We start from the raw sequence: 17,971 nt of genomic DNA, 5'->3' as shown, positions 1-17,971 counted from the left end.
CCCGGCCCGATCAGTCGGGCAGGACCGCCCACCAGGCGTGGTCCCAGCCGGCCAGCCCGACCCGTCCGTCGGCGAACTCGGGGCGGGAGACGTCCATGAGCCGCCCACGCGCGGGCTCGTAGAACCGCAGGGCGCCGTCGTGCTCGCCCAGGGCGAGCACCACGTGTCGGGGCAGCCACCGGCTGCCGACGTAGACCGGCACGGGCTGCCGGCGCCGGGTCGCCGCGACCACGGCGTCGTAGCCGGGGCCGGGGGAGGTGCGGATCCAGCGGACCTCGCGGTCCCCGAGCTGGCGGGCCACGGCCCACGGGGGCGTCCCGAGCGCGCGCGGCCAGGGCAGCTGGAGGTGGCCGCGGTCGACGGCGGCGGTCACCCGCCGGTGCGTCGCGAGGACCTCCTCGCGGAACCGGTCGGGCACCGAGGGCGCCGCGCCGATGTGCTCGCCGTACACGTGGTCGAGGATCATCCGGGCGACCACCAGCACCGTGGCGCCGCAGGAGACCCGGTCGGGCTGGACCAGACGCTCGCGGAAGACCCGCTCGGGCCAGTCCTCGCTCACCGCAGCGCGCTCCTCTCGGCCAGCGCCGTGATCGCGGCGTACCCCTGGTCCGGCGTCACCGGCTGGCAGCCCCGGTCGACCGCGTGGGCGACCACCCCTCGCTGGTCGTGCATCAGGGCCATGCCTCGGCGCACCAGCACCAGGGGCGGCTTGCGGTGCTCCCGCAGGTCGCGGGTCAGCCGGCGCCAGAAGGTGACGATGGGGTGCTGGCGCACGCAGTACGCCGCGGCCAGCTGGCCGGTCTCGCCGACGTGCGGGACGACCTCCTGGGCGAAGATGCCCTCCGCGACGAACAGCCCTGAGCCCTGCAGGTCGAGAGTCTGCACGCCGCACCGGCCGTCCCGGGAGATGTCGTAGACGGGCACCTGCGCGCTGCCCTCGCGGCACAGCGTGTCGAGCGCCGCGAGCGCGTCCTCGAGCCACCACGACCGCGGGTCGTCCCAGTCGACCAGGCCGGCGTTCGCGCCCTCGGCGATCCGGGGGAGCGTCGGGTCGTCGCCGTTCTTGTAGAAGTCGTCGAGCCGGAGCACCGGGAGCCCGACGCGCTCGGCGAGACGGGACTTCCCCGCCCCCGAGGGCCCGGCCAGGACGATCACACGTGCTTGCAACGCTTCGTTCTCACACCCCGATGGGGTGCCACACGGTCTTCGTCTCGAGGAACGCCGTCATCGGGTCGAGACCCGGGTCGAGGGCCCAGTCGGGCTCCGCGGCCGGGGCCCGGCGCACGCGCTTGAGGTTCTCGGCGGCCGCGACCTCGAGCTCGGTGGCGAGCTCGGTGTCACCGGCGACGCCGGTCAGGTCGATCGCGTTGACGTCCATGTGCGAGGCGAGCCACGGACCGACCGTGGCAGCCGACCCGGTCAGCACGTTGACCACGCCCCCGGGCACGTCGGAGGTCGCGAGCACCTCGGCGAACGTCACGGCCGGGAGCGGCCGCTCGTACGACGACACCACGACGACGGTGTTGCCGGACACGATCACGGGGGCGACCACGCTGACCAGGCCGAGCAGCGAGGAGTCCTGCGGCGCCAGCACGGCGACCACACCGGTCGGCTCGGGCGTCGAGAGGTTGAAGAACGGCCCGGCGACCGGGTTGGCGTTGCCGACGACCTGCGCGAGCTTGTCCGCCCAGCCGGCGTACCAGACCAGGCGGTCGATCGCCTGGTCGACGACCGCGCCCGCCTTGCTGGCCGTCAGCCCCTCGGACTGCGACACCGCCTGCACGAACTGCGGGCGGCGGTCCTCCATGACCTCGGCGACGCGGTACAGGATCTGCGACCGGTTGTACGCCGTGCGCCCGGACCAGCCGCCGAAGGCCTTGCGGGCGGCGACGACTGCGTCGCGAGCGTCCTTGCGGGAGGCGAGGGCGGCGTTGGCCACGAACTTCCCCTTGCTGTCCAGGACCTCGTAGGTGTAGCTGGACTCCGACCGGGGGAACGCGCCCCCGATGTAGAGCTTGTAGGTCTTGCGAACGTCGATCCTGCTCACTGGTACATCCTTACGTGGCGAACGGGGTCCCCGCGGAAGCGTGCGCGCTCGGCGCGAAGCGCCCTCATCGCGCGCTTTCGTGGGGTGTTCTCAGATAGGCCTCCAGACCGTGGCGGCCGCCCTCGCGGCCGTAGCCCGACTCCTTGTAGCCGCCGAACGGGCTCGTGGGGTCGAACTTGTTGAACGTGTTGGCCCAGACCACGCCGGCGCGCAGCGAGCTGGCCATCTTGAGGATCAGCGAGCCCTTGTCGGTCCAGACGCCGGCGGACAGGCCGTACGGCGTGTTGTTGGCCTTCTCGAGCGCCTCGGCCGGCGTGCGGAAGGTCAGCACGGACAGCACCGGGCCGAAGATCTCCTCGCGCGCGATGCGGTGGGCCTGCGAGACGCCGGTGAACAGCGTCGGGGGGAACCAGAAGCCCTTGGTGGGCAGGTCGCAGGCGACCTCCCAGCGCTCGGCGCCCTCGGCGTCGCCGACCTCGGAGAGCTCGCGGATCCGCTTGAGCTGCTCGCCGGAGTTGATCGCGCCGATGTCGGTGTTCTTGTCCAGTGGGTCGCCCATGCGCAGCGTCGACATGCGCGCCTTGAGCCGCTCGAGGACGTCCTCGACGACGCTCTCCTGCACCAGCAGCCGCGAGCCTGCGCAGCAGACATGGCCCTGGTTGAAGAAGATCCCGTCGACGATGCCCTCGACGGCCTGGTCGATCGGCGCGTCGTCGAACACGATGTTGGCGGCCTTGCCGCCGAGCTCGAGCGTCACCCGCTTGCTGGTGCCGGCGACCGAGCGGGCGATCGCCTTGCCGACCTCGGTCGAGCCGGTGAACGCCACCTTGTCGACGCCCGGGTGACCCACGAGCGCCTGACCGGTCGCACCGGCGCCGGTCACGATGTTGACCACGCCCGGCGGGAGGTCGGCCTGCTGGCAGATCTCCACGAACAGCAGCGCGGTCAGCGGGGTGGTCTCGGCGGGCTTGAGCACCACGGTGTTGCCGCAGGCGAGCGCGGGGGCGATCTTCCACGCGAGCATCAGCAGCGGGAAGTTCCACGGGATCACCTGCGCGGCCACGCCCAGCGGCTGCGGGTCGGCGCCGTGCCCGGCGTACTCGAGCTTGTCGGCCCAGCCGGCGTAGTAGAAGAAGTGTGCGGCGACCGTGGGGACGTCGACGTCGCGCGACTCCTTGATCGGCTTGCCGTTGTCGAGCGACTCCAGCACCGCGAGCTCGCGGCTGCGCTCCTGGATGATCCGCGCGATCCGGTAGAGGTACTTCGCGCGCTCACGGCCCGGCATCCGCGACCAGACTCGGTCGTAGGCCCGGCGCGCGGCCTTGACGGCGGCGTCGATGTCGGCCTGGTCGGCCTCGGCGATCTCGGAGAGCACCTCCTCGGTCGCGGGGCTGATCGTCTTGAACGGCGTGCCGTGGCCCTCGACGAACTGGCCGTCGATGAACAGGCCGTACGACGGCTTGAGGTCGACGATCGCGCGGGACTCGGGAGCCGGGGCGTACTCGAATGGTGAAGGCATCAGATCAGTCCAGCGTGAAGTAGTCGGGACCGGAGTAGCGGCCGGTGGTCATCTTGGTGCGCTGCATGAGCAGGTCGTTGAGCAGGGTGGAGGCGCCGAAGCGGAACCACGCCGGGTCGAGCCACTCCTCGCCGGCCACCTCGTTGACCATCACGAGGTACTTGATCGCGTCCTTGGCGGTGCGGATGCCGCCGGCGGGCTTGACGCCGACCATCTGGCCGGTGAGTGCGCGGTAGTCGCGCACGGCCTGCAGCATCACCAGCGTCACCGGCAGCGTCGCGGCGGGCTGGACCTTGCCGGTGGAGGTCTTGATGAAGTGGGCTCCGGCCATCATCGCCAGCCAGCTGGCGCGGCGGACGTTGTCATAGGTCTGCAGCTCGCCGGTCTCGAAGATCACCTTGAGGTGGGCGTCCTCGCCGTCCGGGCGGCGGCAGGCCTCGCGGACGGCGACGATCTCGTCGTACACGTGCTGGTAGCGGCCGGCGAGGAACGCGCCCCGGTCGATGACCATGTCGATCTCGTCGGCGCCGGCCTCGACCGCGTCACGGGTGTCGGCGAGCTTGATGTCGAGAGCGGCGCGACCGCTGGGAAAGGCGGTGGCCACCGCGGCGACGTGGACCCCGCTCGTGCCGAGCGCCTCCTTCGCGATGCCGACCATGTCGGGGTAGACGCAGACCGCGGCGGTGGCCGGGCAGGTCGGGTCGGAGGGGTCGGGGCGCATGGCCTTCGCCGAGAGCGCCCGCACCTTGCCCGGGGTGTCCTGACCCTCCAGCGTGGTCAGGTCGACCATGCGGATCGCGAGGTCGAGCGCGTACGCCTTGGCGGTGGTCTTGATCGACCGTGTGGCGAGCCCGGCGGCCCGCGCCTCCGCGCCGACCTGGTCGACCCCCGGCAAGCCGTGGAGGAACCTCCGTAGGGAGGCCTCCGATCCGGTGACGTCCTCGAGGATCGTGGGAGTGCTGCTCACCGGCCCAGCATAGGGTTGTCCGCGCAACGGACCACAACCAGGAGAGCACCACCATGACCGAGCCCGACTCGAAGGCCGTCGTGCAGCGCTTCCATGCGACCAACGGGCGGGTCAGCGGCTACGTCGGGCTGGCGGCCGCGGCCGTCGTGCTGGTGCTCGCCCTCCGGTCCTGGGACGGCGAGCACGGGCCCGTGATCGCGATCTCGGCACTGCTCGGCGCGGTGTTGGTCTGGATGGCGCTGCTGCGGCCCGCGCTGTGGGTGACCACCGACCACCTGGTGATGCGCAGCATGTTCCACACCGACCACGTCCCCCTGGGGGCGATCACCAAGGTGGTCGTCGGCCAGGTGCTCGCAGTCCAGGCCGCCGGCAAGCGGTACGCGTCGCCGGTGGTCGCGTACACGGCGCGCCAGGTCCTGCGGTCGAAGGCCGCCCGTGACAAGCGGCCGGCCACGGCCGCGGACACCTACCAGGTGTTCGTCGAGGAGCGGATCCTCCACCTCGCCGCCGAGCACCGCGAGCTCCACGGCGACGTCGAGGAGCCGGTACGCCGGACCTGGGCCTGGCCCGAGATCGTCGCGACCGTCGTGCTGGTCGTCGCGCTCGTGGTGGCGATCGTCCTCTAGAGGGTCCTAGATCCCGGCGGCCGCCTTGATGCCGTCGCGCAGGGCGTCGAGCCGGCCGGCCGCCACGATCCGGGCGGCGTCCACGCCGCCGTCGGGGTCCACCGGCACCACGACCTCCAGGTAGCACTTGAGCTTGGGCTCCGTGCCGCTCGGACGCACGACCACCCGCGCCCCGTCGGCCAGGTAGTAGCGCAGCCCCTCGGTCGGCGGCAGGTCCGGACCGCCGGTCGCGAGGTCGTCGGCCCGCTCGACCGCGAGCCCGCCGAGCTCGGTCGGCGGCGCCGCGCGCAGCCGGGCCATGGCCGCCGCGATCTCGCCGAGGTCGGAGACCCGCACCGAGAGCTGGTCGGTCGCGTGCAGGCCGTGCTCGACCGCGATGTCGTCCAGCAGGTCCACCAGCCCGCGGCCCTCGGCCTTGGCCGCCGCGGCCAGCTCGCACAGCAGCAGCAGCGCCGAGACGCCGTCCTTGTCCTTCACGTGCTCCGGGTCGACGCAGTAGCCGAGCGCCTCCTCGTAGCCGAACGCGAGGCCCTCGACGCGGCCGATCCACTTGAAGCCCGTGAGGGTCTCGGCGTACGGCTGGCCTGCGGCGGCGGCCATCTTCCCGAGCAGGCTCGAGGAGACGATGCTGGTCGCGTAGGTGCCCTGCTTGCCGCGGCTCAGCAGCCCGTGCGCCAGGAGCGCGCCGACCTCGTCGCCGCGCAGCATCCGCCAGCCGTGTGGGTCGGGCACGGCGGCGGCGCACCGGTCGGCGTCCGGGTCGTTGGCCACCACGAGGTCCGCGCCGCGGGCCTGGGCCAGCGCCATGGCGAGGTCCATCGCCCCCGGCTCCTCGGGGTTGGGGAAGGCCACGGTCGGGAAGTCCGCGTCGGGCTGCTCCTGCTGCTCGACGACGGCCGGCTCCGAGAAGCCCGCGGCCTCGAGCACCCGCTGGACGGTCGTGCCGCCCACCCCGTGCAGCGGCGTGTAGACGATCGACAGGTCGCGGGGGCCGTCCTCGGCCAGGCTCGCCACCGTGTCGAGGTAACGGTCGATGATCTCCTCGTCGAGGGTCGTCCCACCGCCACCGCGGGGCACGCGGGAGACCGGGCCGACGGCCGCGATCCGGGCGGCGATCTCGGCGTCGGCCGGCGGCACGATCTGGCTGCCGTCACCCAGGTAGACCTTGTAGCCGTTGTCCTGCGGCGGGTTGTGGCTGGCGGTGACCATGACCCCGGCGACGCAGCCGAGCTCGCGGATGGCGTAGGCCAGCAGCGGCGTCGGCAGCGGGCGGGGGAGCAGGTACGCCGTGAGGCCGGCGCCGGTCATCACCTCGGCCGTGTCGCGGGCGAACACGTCGGAGTTGTGCCGCGCGTCGTACCCGATCACGACCGCGCCGCGACCGGCCGCGGGATCGCGGAGCGTGGCCTCGATGAGGTACGCCGCCAGCCCTGCGGCGGCGCGGGTCACGACGACCCGGTTCATCCGGTTGGAGCCCGCGCCCAGCGCCCCGCGCAGGCCGGCGGTGCCGAACTCGAGGGTGCCGTCGAAGCGGTCGTGCAGGTCGGCGGCGTCGCCGCCCGCCTCGACCGCGGCGATGACCGCCTCGAGCTCCGCACGGGTCTGCTCGTCGGGGTCGTCGGCGGCCCAGGCGCGGGCGGTCTCGAGCAGGGCGCGCACTTCGGTGCTCACATCGGCGGACGTCATAGGGGCACGATACGAGGGTGAGTCCCTCCTTCGTCTTCGGTGGTCGCTGGCACGTCCCCGGACCCCCTGCCGCCGTCCACGACGTGCTCCTCGACCTGGAGCGCTACCCCGAGTGGTGGCCCCAGGTCGTCGCGGTCGCCTCGCTCGGACCGGACGACGCGCGGGTGCTGTGCCGCTCGGCCCTGCCCTACACCCTCGACCTGGTCCTGCACGCCGCCGACCGCTCGCCGTCGCGGCTCGAGGTCGAGGTGTCCGGCGACCTCGCGGGCACCGTGGGCTTCACGCTCGCGCCCGACGACGGCGGCACCCGCCTCGACCTCGACCAGCACGTCACCGTCGGCGGGCTGCTCGGCCTGGCGTCGTACGTCGCCCGCCCGGTGCTGCGCTGGAACCACCACCGGATGATGGCCGGCTGTGTGGCGGGGCTCTCGGAGCGGGTCGCCGCGCTGGCGTGATCTCGGCGGGACCCCTCAGGTGTGCGGGCCGCGGGGTCGGGCGCGGGCCGCGGGGTTCGGCTGCCAGCAGCCGAAACCGCAGGCTGGCGCGGCGCCGACCCCTACGCGTCGATCGAGCTCATGTCGCCGTACCGGTCACCGACCACGGCGTCCCGCGGGACCGCCTGGTCGAGCGCGGCGAGGTCGGCGTGGGTCAGCTCGATCGCGGCGGCGCCGACGTTCTCCTCGAGGTACTTCACCCGCTTGGTGCCGGGGATCGGCGCGACGCCGAGCTCGTCGTCGCCCTGGGCGAGCACCCAGGCGAGCGCGAGCTGGCCGGGCGTGCAGCCCTTCTCGTCGGCGATCGCGCGCACGCGGTCGACGAGCTGGAGGTTGGCGCGCAGGCCTTCGCCGTTGAGGCGGGGGAAGTACGCCGAGCGACGCGAGTCGTCCTCGTCCAGGGACGACTCGGAGGTGATCGCGCCGGTCAGGATGCCGCGCCCGAGCGGGGAGTAGGGCACGAGGCCGATGCCGAGCTCGCGCAGGACCGGGAGGATCTCGTCCTCGAGGTCGCGGGTGAACAGGGAGTACTCCGACTGCAGGGCAGTGATCGGGTGGGTGGCGTGCGCGCGGCGGATCGTCGTGGCCGAGGCCTCGGAGAGCCCGAGGTGGCGGACCTTGCCGGCCGCGACCAGCTCGGCCATCGCGCCGACGGTCTCCTCGATCGGGACGGTCTTGTCGACGCGGTGCTGGTAGTAGAGGTCGAGGTGGTCGACGCCCAGCCGCTGGAGCGAGGCGTCGCAGGCCTGGCGGACGTACTCGGGCTTGCCGTTGATGCCGACGCGGGTGCCGTCCGGGAGCCGCTCGTTGCCGAACTTCGTGGCGAGCTGGACCTCGTCGCGGCGGCCGGCGATCGCCTTGCCGACCAGCTGCTCGTTGGTGAACGGGCCGTACATGTCCGCGGTGTCGAGGAAGGTGACACCGAGGTCGAGGGCGCGGTGGATGGTGGCCACCGCCTCGCCCTCGTCACCGCGGCCGTAGAACTCCGACATGCCCATGCAGCCGAGGCCGAGCTCGGAGACGGAGATGGTGGAGTCGGTGCCGAGAGTGCGCTTCTGGAGAGTCATGCCCACCACTCAAGCGGTTGGAGTGCGCTCCAGGTCAAGACCCTGGTCGACGTTCTCGGTGTCGACCTTCTCGAGGTAGATCCCGATCTTGCGGTCGATCGCGCCGAGGTGCTCCTGCACCTCGGCGAGCTGGGCGAGCACGCGGGCGCGGTGGGCGCGCAGCAGGTCGAGCCGGGCCTGCTCGTTGCCGTCGCCCTGCCGCACCAGCTCGGCATAGCGGCGTACGTCGCGGATCGGCATGCCGGTGCCGCGCAGGCAGGTGATCAGCTGGATCCAGGTCAGGTCCCGCTCGGAGTAGCGACGGTGACCGGTCGCCGACCGGGTGACCGGCTGCAGCATCAGCCCGTCGCGCTCGTAGTAGCGCAGGGTGTCGGGCGTCAGGTCCGTCGCAGCGGCGGCCTCGGCGATGGAGTAGCTCACCCGAGCAGTCTCGACCCTGGAGTGCACTCCAGGTCAAGCGGGTCAGGACGAGCGGTCCAGTGCGGGGCGCTCGAACTCCGCGGTCGCGTACGGACCACCGACGTGCGCGCCGTGGGCCTCGTCCCACTCGCCCGCGACGATCGAGTCGAGGAAGCGCTCCGCGTCGTCCTGCGGGTCGTAGCCCAGCGCCCGCCCGGGCTCGAGGTCCCACCACGCCCGGGTGTTGCGCGAGATGCCGTACAGCACCGCGAAGCCCGGTGCGGTCGCGGTCAGCGCCGCGTCCACCATCCGCACGCAGTCGTCGTGGGAGAGCCAGGTGGACAGGTTGCGCACCGTCTCGGGTCGCTCCAGGAACGACCCGATCCGGCAGGCCACGGCGTCGAGGCCGTAGCGGTCGGCGTACAGGCTCATCAACGCCTCCGCGGCCACCTTGCCCACGCCGTAGAACGTGTCCGGCCGGGGCCGGGCGTCGACCCTGAGCACGCCGTCGGCCAGGCCCGCGCGCGGTGTGCGGCCGACGGCGTGGTTGGAGGAGGCGTAGACGAAGCGGCGTACGTCGTGCTCGACCATCGCGTCCAGCAGGGCGCCGGTGGTGATCACGTGCGAGGCGAGCGAGTCGGGGAGGCTGGCCTCGCCCGGGTGTCCGGCGAGGTGGACGACCGCGTCGAGCGGCTCCTCCTCGAACACCGCGGCGACGGCGTCGGGATCGGTCGCGTCGACGGTGTACCAGGCGCCCTCGTCCCCGTCGGGCTGCGGGACCCGGTCGAGGCCGACGACCGTGTGCCCGCGGTCCACGAGGCCGACGGTGACCACACGTCCGATGCTGCCGGCGGCGCCGGTGACGAGAACCTTCACGCGGCGAAGGCTAAGGCATGCGCCGGCCTGCGGGCGCGTGCTCCGGCTCGACGCCGGTGCGCTCGACGTACTCGCTGAACCGCTCACGCACCTCGACCTCGGTGAGGCCGAACCGCGCGACGTCGTAGACGTGGCCCCCGAACTCGTTGCGCACCCGGGCGGTGGCGTGGGCCTCCACCGCCTCGAAGCCGCCCGGCGCCGGCTCGAGGCCGAGCGCGTCGTAGATGCCGCGCACGGTGCCGGCCGGGTCGCGGGCGAGCTGGGCGTAGTGCACCTCGTGGATCGGATGGTCGGGGCGACGGACCCGGAAGTCCTCGACGCGCCGGATGGTCTCCTCGAGGGTGCCGGTCCAGTGTCGAGCGATGTAGGCGCGGTGGTCGGCGTCGCTGAACGTGCTCGACATCGTGTCGATGAGGCTGCAGACGGAGCCCACCAGCTCGACCGGGTCGCGGTGCAGCAGCACCAGCCGGGCGTCGGGGTAGGTCGTGACCAGCGCGTCGAGCGCCATCGCGTGATGGGGGCTCTTCAGCGTCCAGCGGCCGCGGACGCCGCCGCTCTGGAGGGTCTGGAGCACCAGCCGGTGGTAGTCGTAGGCGGGCGTGTTGTCGACCGCGCGCCACCAGGCGCCGTACGACGGCACGTTGGCGATCGCCTCCCACGAGATGCTCTGGAAGGCCTGCCCCATCACCGCGATGCACTCGGTCGGGTCGGCCGCGCCCTCGTGGTGGATCGCGCTGATCGCGGGGTTGAGTGCCTCGAGCATGTCGACCCCGCCCTGGGCGGCGTCCACCCGCGGGCCGCTGCGCCGCTCCGCGGGCGTGGGCGGCGGCACCGAGTCCAGCGACTCCCACGCCAGCAGGGCCCGGTTGGCCGGGTCGTTGTCGAGCAGGTTGGACAGGAACGTCGTGCCCGCGCGGAACATGCCGATCACCACGACCGGGGCCTCGATGCGCTCCTCGGTGACGGCCGGGTGCCGGCGTGCCCAGTCGACGACCCTCAGCCGGTTGACCAGGGCGCCGACCAGCGACGCCGGCAGCGCGACCGCGCCGAGGTCGTTGAGCCCTGCCTCGTCGACGAGCGCGGCGCAGTAGCGCTCCAGGCCCTCGCGGAACGACGGGTCCCCGAAGTCGTCGAGGCCGGTCTGCTCGCCGGCCTGGGCCATCAGCTCGGCTGGGTCGATCGCTGGGTTCATCTGGTCTCCTGGCTGATCTCGACGACGGTGCGACCCGTCGTACGGCGGGCGGCGTGGTCCTCGAGGGCGCCGGCGACGTCGTCGAGGCCGATCCGGCGCCCGATCACCGGCCGGACCGTCCCGGCGGCGACCAGGTCGAGCAGCGCGGCGTGCACGCGGCGGCCGGTCTCGGGCGGGAACGGGTTGATGCCGAAGCGGCGGAAGTCGCGCGGCACGTCGAGGTAGGCGAGCAGCACGCCCAGCACGGAGAGGTTGGCCATCGAAAGCTTGCGCAGCGGCCGCCCGGTCAGCCCGGACTGCGGGTCGTCGTTGAACCCGACCGCGAGGTAGCGGCCGCCGAGTGCTCCGCAGGTCCAGATCGTCTCGGTCTGCTCGCCGCCGACCGGGTCGAAGATCACGTCCGCGCCGCGGTCGCCGGTGGCGTCCATGACGGCGTCGAAGACGTCCTCGTCGGTGTGGTCGACGACCACGTCGGCGCCCAGCTCCGCGCACAGGCGCGTCTTGTCGGGTCCGCCCGCGGTCGCGATCACCCGGGCGCCCGCCGCCCGGGCGAGCTGGATCGCCGCCGTACCGACCGCGCTCGCGCCACCGCGGACCAACACGGTCTCGCCCGGCAGGAGTCCAGTACGCTCGTGGAGGGCGAGGTAGCCGACGTGGAAGGGCAGCGTGAACGCCGCGGCCTCGGCGTCGTCGAGGCTCGGGGGAGCGTCGAACACGGTGGCGGCCAGCGCGTGCTCGGCCAGACCGCCGAGCGACTGCGGCGTGATGCCGACGACGCGACGGCCCAGCCACGCCTCGGCGCCGGGGCCGGTCGCCTCGACGACACCGGCGACGTCCATCCCGAGCGTGAACGGCGGCGGCGCCATCACCGCCGCGACCCCGCCGTGGCAGCGGGCGACGTCGCCGAAGTTGACCGACGCGGCGGCGACCGCGACCCGCACCTCGCCGGGGCCCGGCTCGGGGACCGGCACGTCGGCGCGCACCTCGATCGCCTCGTGCGGCTCGCCGTGCCGGACCACGCGGACAGCCCTCATGTGACCTCCATCACGACGGATGGCGGCGACCGTACTAAGAGGGTGTATTAACCGTCAAGGGCCGGGGTGCTCGCCATCCGGGCCGCCATCGCGACCAGGTTGGCGACGAACCGGTCCGTGGGCAGCTGGGCGCGCCCCGGCGCCGCCGCCTGCTGGGCGCGGGCGCGGTCGGCGACCGCGCGCAGGATGAACCCGGTGACCAGCGCCAGCCGTTCGTTGTGCAGGGGCTCGTCCACGGTGGGCATCCGGGCGGCGAGCAGGTCGTACACGGCGTACCCGCCGGTCCGGCGCAATGCCTCGTCGACGGCCGGGTCGAGGCGGTCGTACTCCTCGACCAGCTGCCCGACGATCACCAGGTAGTCGCGGCCGGACGGGCCGGTCTCGGCGAGCTCGACCGCCGGCCGGACGATCGCCTCGATGACGGATGCGAGGTCGTCGTCGGGGGTCGTGCGGGCGTGCGCGAGCAGCTCGCCCTCGCGGTCGGCGAGGAACCCCGCGTGCTGCTCGAGCACGGCCACGAGCAGCCCCTCCCGGGAGCCGTAGTGGTAGTGGACCGCCCCGCGGTTGCGCTGGCCGGCCCGCCGGGTGATGTCGACGAGGGACGCGGTGAACGCGCCGTGCTCGGCGAAGGCGGTCGTGGCGGCCTCGACCAGCGCCCGGCGGGTGTCCATCAGATCCTGGGCACGATCCGTCCGAGCAGGTCGCCCATCCGCGAGGCCGCGGCGCGGCCGGCCTCGAGGACCTCCTCGTGGTTGAGCGGCTGGTCGCTGATGCCGGCGGCGAGGTTCGTGACCAGGCTGATGCCGAGCACCTCCATGCCGGCCTCGCGGGCCGCGATCGCCTCGAGCGTCGTGCTCATGCCGACCAGGTGACCGCCGAGGATGCCGGCCATCCGCACCTCGGCCGGGGTCTCGTAGTGCGGGCCGGGGAACTGCACGTAGACGCCCTCGTCGAGCGTCGGGTCGACCTCGCGGCACATGGCGCGGAGCCGCGAGCTGTAGAGGTCGGTGAGGTCGACGAAGCGCGCACCCTCGATCGGGGAGCGGCCGGTCAGGTTGATGTGGTCGCTGATCAGCACCGGCGTGCCGGGCGTCCAGGTCGGCTTCAGTCCGCCGCAGCCGTTGGTCAGCACGATGGCGCGGCAGCCGGCGGCCGCCGCCGTACGCACACCGTGCACCACCGCGGCGACGCCCTTGCCCTCGTAGTAGTGGGTGCGGCTGAGGAACACCAGCAGTTGCTTGTCCCCGGCCTTGACCGAGCGGATCTTGCCGGAGTGGCCTGCGACCGCGGCCCCGGAGAAGCCGGGCAGGTCGGTGGTGGCGATCTCGGCGGTCGCCTCGCCGAGCGCGTCCACGGCGGGCAGCCAGCCCGACCCGAGCACCAGGGCGACGTCGTGTCGCTCGATCCCGGTCAGCTCGGCGAGCCGCGCGGCGGCCTGGTTCGCGTGGTCGTACGGCGTGGAAGTCTCGGGCTGCGTCACGGGTCGGACTCTAGTGCGGGGGCTGGTGGGTGCACGATTCGAGCAGTGACGGGGGGCAGTTTCCCCGGTACACCGGGGAAGTTGCCGCTTCTCGGGGGTTGCAACGGCCGAGAAGCGGGAGAGTCGGCCGACAAGTCCTGGAGGTCGGCGTTCTCCACAGCCGGCGCATCGACAGGGGTGGGCCGGACGAGCGCGGGGAATCCCCTCGGTCATGAAGAGACCACCGAAGGAATGGCCGCCCGATGACCCGCGCCTGACGCCGGTGACGCTGCGCCAGGCGTACGTCGCCAGCGGCTACACCGATCGCGCCCTGATGCGGATGGTGCGCGATGGCACCCTGGCGCGCGCCCGTCGCGGAGCCTACGTCGCTGGACCCGTCTGGCGAGATCTCGATGAGGTGGGCCGCCACTCGGTCCGGGCCCGGGCCGCCTTGGCGCAGGCCAAGGCACCTGGCGCGCTCTCGCACGTCAGCGGAGCTCTCGAGTTCGACGTTCCGATCTGGGACCTGGATCTCAGTGACGTGCACGTGACCAGGTTCGACGGACGCATCGGTCGACATGAAGCAGGCATCCGGCAACACGCAGGCGTGGTTCGCCCAGGTGACGTTGTCAAGCGCAACGGCGTGGCGGTGACGTGTCCGGCGCGGCTGGCGCTGGAGGTCACCACGATGACCGACTCAGAGCGTGCCCTCGTCGTCGTCTGCGACCTGTTGCACCGCCGGCTGACGACGTTGCAGGACCTCTCCGCGCGGTACGCACGGATGGAGCAGTGGCCGAACTCCCTGGCGACCCAGGTCGTCCTGCGATTGGCCGATCCACGGATCGAGACGGTCGGCGAGGCCCGCACGCTCCACCTCTGCTTCAGCCAGAGCCTGCCCATGCCGACACCCCAGGTCGAGATCCGCGACCCCAACGGGGTGGTCGTGGCGCGAGTCGACTTCGCGTGGCCCGAGCTAGGGGTCTTCCTCGAGTTCGACGGGAAGATCAAGTACGAGAAGCTCCTCAAGGAGGGCGAACGCGCGAGCGATGTCGTCGTCCGCGAGAAGGCGCGCGAAGAGCTGATCTGTCGGCTGACGGGCTGGCGGTGCATCCGGATCACCTGGGCGGACCTGGCGGATCCGCTTCGCACCGCCGCTCTGATCCGGCGTGCTCTCTACCCGTCGTCGACGGCAGCCTGACGTACTTCTCGGCGACTTCTTGCGCTTGTCAGCCGTTGCAACGGCCGACAAGCGCCAAGTTCCCCGGTACACCGGGGATTCTCCGCTCGGCCCGACTACTGGCCGATCGACCGGCAGGGCCGGTTGCGGAGGCGGGCGACGTAGTCGGCGGGGGCGTCGGCGGCCTCGGCGGCGTCGGCGAGGACGCCGAGGTACGACGCGGAGGGCAGGCCGCCCTCGTAGGCGTCCAGCACGTAGGTCCACACGACGAGCTCGCCGGTCATGGTGGCGACGCGGACCCGGGTCTTGCGGTAGAGCCCGAGGTCGGCCGCCTCCCAGCCGTCCAGGGCGGCCTCGTCCTCGCGGGTGATGTCGTAGACCGCGACGAAGACCTGCTCGATCGGGTCCTCCACGATCGTGGAGAGCGCGCCGTCCCAGCCGTGCTCCTCGCCGCCGAACGTGAGCCGCCAGCCCTGGAGCCAGCCCGTCGTCGACAGCGGCGAGTGCGGGCACCGATCGCTCATCCGTGCGGGATCGAGGTTGGTCCCGTAGGCGGCGTAGAGCGTCACGGCTGAAGAGTAGTAGAGCGGCTGGCGGGTGACCTCGCTCACCTCAGTAGGCTGGCGACCGTGACCCACTTCAACGTCCTCGTCCTCGGTGCCGGCCCCGGTGGGTACGTCGCCGCGATCCGCGCCGCCCAGCTGGGCCAGTCCGTCGCCGTCATCGAGGAGAAGTACTGGGGAGGCGTGTGCCTCAACGTCGGGTGCATCCCTTCGAAGGCGCTGCTGCGCAACGCCGAGATCGCCCACATCCTCACGAAGGAGAAGGACACCTTCGGGATCAGCGGCGACGCGACCATGGACTTCGGCACGACCCACAAGCGCAGCCGCGGCGTCGCCGAGGCCAGCGCCAAGGGCGTGCACTACCTGATGAAGAAGAACAAGATCACCGAGCTCGACGGCTGGGGGACGATCAAGTCCCCGACCGAGGTCGAGGTCGACAAGGACGGCAACAAGCAGACCTACACCTGCGACAACCTGATCATCGCGACCGGCGCGAAGGTCCGGATGCTGCCGGGCATGAGCGTGAGCCAGAACGTCGTGACCTACGAGGAGCAGATCCTCACCGACCAGCTGCCGGGCTCGATCATCATCGGCGGCTCCGGCGCGATCGGCGTCGAGTTCGCCTACGTCCTCACCAACTTCGGCGTCGACGTGACGATCGTGGAGTTCCTCGACCGGATGGTCCCCACCGAGGACGCCGACGTCTCCAAGGAGCTGCTCAAGCAGTACAAGAAGCTCGGCGTGAAGGTGCTGCTCTCCACCAAGGTCGACCAGGTCGAGGACACCGGCTCCGGCGTCCGCGTCACGGTCAGCCCCGCCTCCGGCGGCGACAGCCAGGTCCTCGAGGCCGACAAGATGCTGGCGGCGTTCGGGTTCGCCCCGCGGATCGACGGCTTCGGCCTCGAGAACGCCGGCGTTAAGGTCAGCGACCGCGGTGCGATCGAGGTCGACGCGCGCGGCCGCACCAACGTCGAGAACGTCTACGCGATCGGCGACGTCACCGGCAAGCTGATGCTCGCCCACACCGCCGAGGCGATGGGTGTGGTCGCCGCCGAGACGATCGCGGGCGCCGAGACCCAGGAGATCAACTTCGACATGATCCCGCGGGCGACGTTCTGCCAGCCGCAGATCGCGTCGTTCGGCTACTCCGAGGCGCAGGCCAAGGAGAAGGGGTACGACGTCAAGACGGCGATGTTCCCGTTCAGCGCCAACGGCAAGGCGCGCGGGATGGCCGAGGGCGTCGGGTTCGTGAAGATCGTCGCGGACGCGACGTACAACGAGATCATCGGCGCCCACATGATCGGCCCCGAGGTCACCGAGCTGCTGCCGGCGCTGACGCTGGCCCAGCAGTGGGACCTCACCGCCGACGAGGTGGCCCGCAACATCTTCGCCCACCCGACGCTGTCGGAGGCCATGAAGGAGGCCGTCGAGGGTATCGCCGGCCACATGATCAACCTGTAATGGCCAGCGAACGCGTCGTCATCATCGGCGGTGGCCCCGGCGGCTACGAGGCCGCCCACGTCGCCGCCCAGCTCGGTGCGGAGGTCACGATCGTCGACACCGACGGCGTCGGTGGCTCCGCGGTCCTCACCGACTGCGTGCCCAGCAAGACGCTGATCGCCACCGCCGAGGTGATGAGCGACCTGGCGGACGCGGCCGAGCTCGGCGTGAACTTCCATGACGCCGAGGGCGACGCGGCCACCTCGATCCGGGTCGACCTCGCGAGGGTCAACGCCCGCGTCAAGCAGCTCGCCGCCGACCAGTCCGCCGACATCGGGCGCCGGCTCGCGCGCGACGGCGTGACGATCCTGAAGGGCCGCGGCCGCCTCGCCGCGCCCGACCGGGTGGTCGCCCAGCTGCCCGACGGCTCCGAGGAGGAGCTGCCCGCCGACGCCGTTCTGGTGGCGACCGGCGCCGCGCCCCGCACGCTGCCGACCGCCCAGCCCGACGGCGAGCGGATCCTCACCTGGGAGCAGGTCTACGACCTCACCGAGGTGCCGACCGACCTGATCGTGGTGGGCTCGGGCGTCACCGGTGCGGAGTTCGCCAGCGCCTACCTCAACCTCGGCATCCCGGTCACGCTGGTCTCCTCCCGCGACCGGGTGCTGCCCGGCGAGGACGCCGACGCCGCCAAGGTCCTCGAGGACGTCCTCACCCGCCGCGGCATGAACGTGCTCTCGCGGTCGCGCATGGAGTCGGTGACCCGCGACGGCGACCGGGTCACGGTCACGCTGACCGACGGCCGCACCGTCGAGGGCTCGCACTGCATCCTCGCGCTGGGCTCGGTGCCCAACACCGGCGACATGGGCCTCGAGGAGGCCGGCGTCGGGCTCAAGGACGGCGGCTTCGTCAACGTGGACCGCGTGTCCCGTACGTCGGCGCGCGGTGTGTACGCCGCCGGCGACTGCACCGGCGTGTTGATGCTCGCCAGCGTGGCCGCGATGCAGGGCCGGATCGCGATGTGGCACTTCCTGGGCGACGCGGTCCAGCCGCTGGACCTCAAGAAGGTCTCCTCCAACGTCTTCACGGCCCCCGAGATCGCCACCGTCGGCTGGTCCCAGCAGTCGGTCGAGGCCGGCGAGATGCAGGCCGAGATCGTGATGCTGCCGCTCTCGGGAAACCCGCGCGCGAAGATGCAGGGCGTGCGCGACGGCTTCGTCAAGCTGCTGTGCCGGCCCGGCACCGGCATCGTCGTTGGGGGAGTGGTGGTCGGCCCTCGCGCCAGCGAGCTGATCCACCCGGTCTCGGTCGCGGTGGCCGAGTCGCTGACGGCCGACCAGTTGGCCCAGGCGTTTACGGTGTACCCGTCCATGAGCGGCTCGATCGCCGAGGCCGCTCGCCGACTGCATCGCATCTAGCCACATC

19 protein-coding genes are annotated in these 17,971 nt (G+C 72.1%); 5 read left to right on the top strand and 14 right to left on the bottom strand.

The genetic code is table 11. The features are described from left to right. Nucleotides 1–10: 10 nt before the first annotated feature. The 5 genes from QQZ14_RS07065 to deoC form a co-directional block, all read right to left on the bottom strand. Nucleotides 11–559 carry a hypothetical protein gene (locus QQZ14_RS07065; protein WP_284533527.1) on the bottom strand — a complete coding sequence of 183 codons (549 nt, stop codon included), beginning with the start codon at nucleotides 557–559 and terminating at the stop codon, nucleotides 11–13. Then, nucleotides 556–1,167, bottom strand: a complete 612-nt coding sequence (locus tag QQZ14_RS07060) for an ATP-binding protein (protein ID WP_284533526.1) — start codon at nucleotides 1,165–1,167, stop codon at nucleotides 556–558. Before QQZ14_RS07060 ends, QQZ14_RS07065 begins: the two co-directional genes overlap by 4 nt. Before the next feature lie 10 nt (nucleotides 1,168–1,177). After that, nucleotides 1,178–2,047 carry an aldehyde dehydrogenase family protein gene (locus QQZ14_RS07055; protein WP_284533525.1) on the bottom strand — a complete coding sequence of 290 codons (870 nt, stop codon included), beginning with the start codon at nucleotides 2,045–2,047 and terminating at the stop codon, nucleotides 1,178–1,180. A 64-nt stretch (nucleotides 2,048–2,111) separates the two neighbouring features. Further along, a complete protein-coding gene (locus tag QQZ14_RS07050; RefSeq protein ID WP_284533524.1) occupies nucleotides 2,112–3,566 on the bottom strand; it encodes an aldehyde dehydrogenase family protein in 1,455 nt (484 codons plus the stop codon). 4 nt (nucleotides 3,567–3,570) lie between these two features. After that, a complete protein-coding gene (gene deoC / locus QQZ14_RS07045) occupies nucleotides 3,571–4,533 on the bottom strand; it encodes a deoxyribose-phosphate aldolase (RefSeq protein ID WP_284533523.1) in 963 nt (320 codons plus the stop codon). 53 nt (nucleotides 4,534–4,586) lie between these two features. On the opposite strand from deoC, the gene QQZ14_RS07040 reads away from it, so the two are divergent. After that, a complete protein-coding gene (locus QQZ14_RS07040; protein WP_284533522.1) occupies nucleotides 4,587–5,159 on the top strand; it encodes a hypothetical protein in 573 nt (190 codons plus the stop codon). A 6-nt stretch (nucleotides 5,160–5,165) separates the two neighbouring features. Here the strand turns inward: QQZ14_RS07040 and QQZ14_RS07035 are convergent, their stop codons facing one another. Continuing rightward, nucleotides 5,166–6,845, bottom strand: coding sequence for a phospho-sugar mutase (locus tag QQZ14_RS07035; RefSeq protein WP_284533521.1), 1,680 nt, complete (start codon nucleotides 6,843–6,845; stop codon nucleotides 5,166–5,168). A 17-nt stretch (nucleotides 6,846–6,862) separates the two neighbouring features. Between QQZ14_RS07035 and QQZ14_RS07030 the strand changes: the two genes are divergently transcribed. Continuing rightward, nucleotides 6,863–7,300, top strand: coding sequence for an SRPBCC family protein (locus QQZ14_RS07030; protein WP_284533520.1), 438 nt, complete (start codon nucleotides 6,863–6,865; stop codon nucleotides 7,298–7,300). Between the two features lie 101 nt (nucleotides 7,301–7,401). Here QQZ14_RS07030 and QQZ14_RS07025 read toward each other — a convergent pair whose 3' ends face one another. Genes QQZ14_RS07025 through QQZ14_RS06995 form a run of 7 tightly spaced genes read right to left on the bottom strand, consistent with a single transcriptional unit; the run spans nucleotide 7,402 to nucleotide 13,387 of the window. Further along, nucleotides 7,402–8,406 (bottom strand): aldo/keto reductase, encoded by a 1,005-nt coding sequence (locus QQZ14_RS07025; protein WP_284533519.1) that lies wholly within the window; start codon nucleotides 8,404–8,406, stop codon nucleotides 7,402–7,404. Nucleotides 8,407–8,415: 9 nt separating this feature from the next. After that, nucleotides 8,416–8,826, bottom strand: coding sequence for a MerR family transcriptional regulator (locus tag QQZ14_RS07020; protein ID WP_284533518.1), 411 nt, complete (start codon nucleotides 8,824–8,826; stop codon nucleotides 8,416–8,418). A 42-nt stretch (nucleotides 8,827–8,868) separates the two neighbouring features. Further along, entirely contained in the window at nucleotides 8,869–9,681 is an 813-nt protein-coding gene (locus tag QQZ14_RS07015) for an NAD-dependent epimerase/dehydratase family protein (protein ID WP_284533517.1), read from the bottom strand. A 10-nt stretch (nucleotides 9,682–9,691) separates the two neighbouring features. Beyond that, nucleotides 9,692–10,873 (bottom strand): sulfotransferase family protein, encoded by a 1,182-nt coding sequence (locus QQZ14_RS07010; RefSeq protein WP_284533516.1) that lies wholly within the window; start codon nucleotides 10,871–10,873, stop codon nucleotides 9,692–9,694. Beyond that, the gene (locus QQZ14_RS07005; protein ID WP_284533515.1) at nucleotides 10,870–11,907 is read right to left on the bottom strand and encodes a zinc-binding dehydrogenase; all 1,038 of its coding nucleotides are present in this window, start codon (nucleotides 11,905–11,907) and stop codon (nucleotides 10,870–10,872) included. The genes QQZ14_RS07010 and QQZ14_RS07005 overlap by 4 nt, the downstream gene beginning before the upstream one ends. A gap of 47 nt (nucleotides 11,908–11,954) precedes the next feature. After that, nucleotides 11,955–12,578, bottom strand: a complete 624-nt coding sequence (locus QQZ14_RS07000; RefSeq protein WP_284533514.1) for a TetR family transcriptional regulator — start codon at nucleotides 12,576–12,578, stop codon at nucleotides 11,955–11,957. Next, complete coding sequence (locus tag QQZ14_RS06995; protein WP_284533513.1) at nucleotides 12,578–13,387, bottom strand: purine-nucleoside phosphorylase; 810 nt, start codon at nucleotides 13,385–13,387, stop codon at nucleotides 12,578–12,580. The genes QQZ14_RS07000 and QQZ14_RS06995 overlap by 1 nt, the downstream gene beginning before the upstream one ends. A gap of 211 nt (nucleotides 13,388–13,598) precedes the next feature. Between QQZ14_RS06995 and QQZ14_RS06990 the strand changes: the two genes are divergently transcribed. Beyond that, nucleotides 13,599–14,564, top strand: a complete 966-nt coding sequence (locus QQZ14_RS06990) for a type IV toxin-antitoxin system AbiEi family antitoxin domain-containing protein (protein WP_284533512.1) — start codon at nucleotides 13,599–13,601, stop codon at nucleotides 14,562–14,564. A gap of 95 nt (nucleotides 14,565–14,659) precedes the next feature. Here the strand turns inward: QQZ14_RS06990 and QQZ14_RS06985 are convergent, their stop codons facing one another. Beyond that, a complete protein-coding gene (locus tag QQZ14_RS06985; protein WP_284533511.1) occupies nucleotides 14,660–15,154 on the bottom strand; it encodes a gamma-glutamylcyclotransferase in 495 nt (164 codons plus the stop codon). 18 nt (nucleotides 15,155–15,172) lie between these two features. On the opposite strand from QQZ14_RS06985, the gene lpdA reads away from it, so the two are divergent. Beyond that, nucleotides 15,173–16,567, top strand: coding sequence for a dihydrolipoyl dehydrogenase (lpdA, locus tag QQZ14_RS06980; protein ID WP_284533510.1), 1,395 nt, complete (start codon nucleotides 15,173–15,175; stop codon nucleotides 16,565–16,567). After that, on the top strand, nucleotides 16,567–17,964 hold the full coding sequence (locus QQZ14_RS06975) for an NAD(P)H-quinone dehydrogenase (RefSeq protein WP_284533509.1): 1,398 nt from the start codon (nucleotides 16,567–16,569) through the stop codon (nucleotides 17,962–17,964). The genes lpdA and QQZ14_RS06975 overlap by 1 nt, the downstream gene beginning before the upstream one ends. Nucleotides 17,965–17,971 lie beyond the last annotated feature (7 nt).

The sequence above is a fragment of the Nocardioides sp. T2.26MG-1 genome (genome assembly GCF_950101795.1).
Taxonomy (GTDB): domain Bacteria; phylum Actinomycetota; class Actinomycetes; order Propionibacteriales; family Nocardioidaceae; genus Nocardioides.
This window is presented reverse-complemented; position numbering and strand designations above follow the sequence as displayed.

What these genes read in the sequence shown, in the direction of transcription:
- QQZ14_RS07010 (WP_284533516.1), bottom strand. Translation starts at nt 10,873, where the DNA reads ATGAACCCAGCGATCGACCCAGCCGAGCTGATGGCCCAGGCCGGCGAG.
- QQZ14_RS06990 (WP_284533512.1), top strand. Translation starts at nt 13,599, where the DNA reads ATGAAGAGACCACCGAAGGAATGGCCGCCCGATGACCCGCGCCTGACG.
- QQZ14_RS07050 (WP_284533524.1), bottom strand. Translation starts at nt 3,566, where the DNA reads ATGCCTTCACCATTCGAGTACGCCCCGGCTCCCGAGTCCCGCGCGATC.
- QQZ14_RS07000 (WP_284533514.1), bottom strand. Translation starts at nt 12,578, where the DNA reads ATGGACACCCGCCGGGCGCTGGTCGAGGCCGCCACGACCGCCTTCGCC.
- QQZ14_RS07025 (WP_284533519.1), bottom strand. Translation starts at nt 8,406, where the DNA reads ATGACTCTCCAGAAGCGCACTCTCGGCACCGACTCCACCATCTCCGTC.
- QQZ14_RS07005 (WP_284533515.1), bottom strand. Translation starts at nt 11,907, where the DNA reads ATGAGGGCTGTCCGCGTGGTCCGGCACGGCGAGCCGCACGAGGCGATC.
- QQZ14_RS06975 (WP_284533509.1), top strand. Translation starts at nt 16,567, where the DNA reads ATGGCCAGCGAACGCGTCGTCATCATCGGCGGTGGCCCCGGCGGCTAC.
- QQZ14_RS07040 (WP_284533522.1), top strand. Translation starts at nt 4,587, where the DNA reads ATGACCGAGCCCGACTCGAAGGCCGTCGTGCAGCGCTTCCATGCGACC.
- QQZ14_RS07035 (WP_284533521.1), bottom strand. Translation starts at nt 6,845, where the DNA reads ATGACGTCCGCCGATGTGAGCACCGAAGTGCGCGCCCTGCTCGAGACC.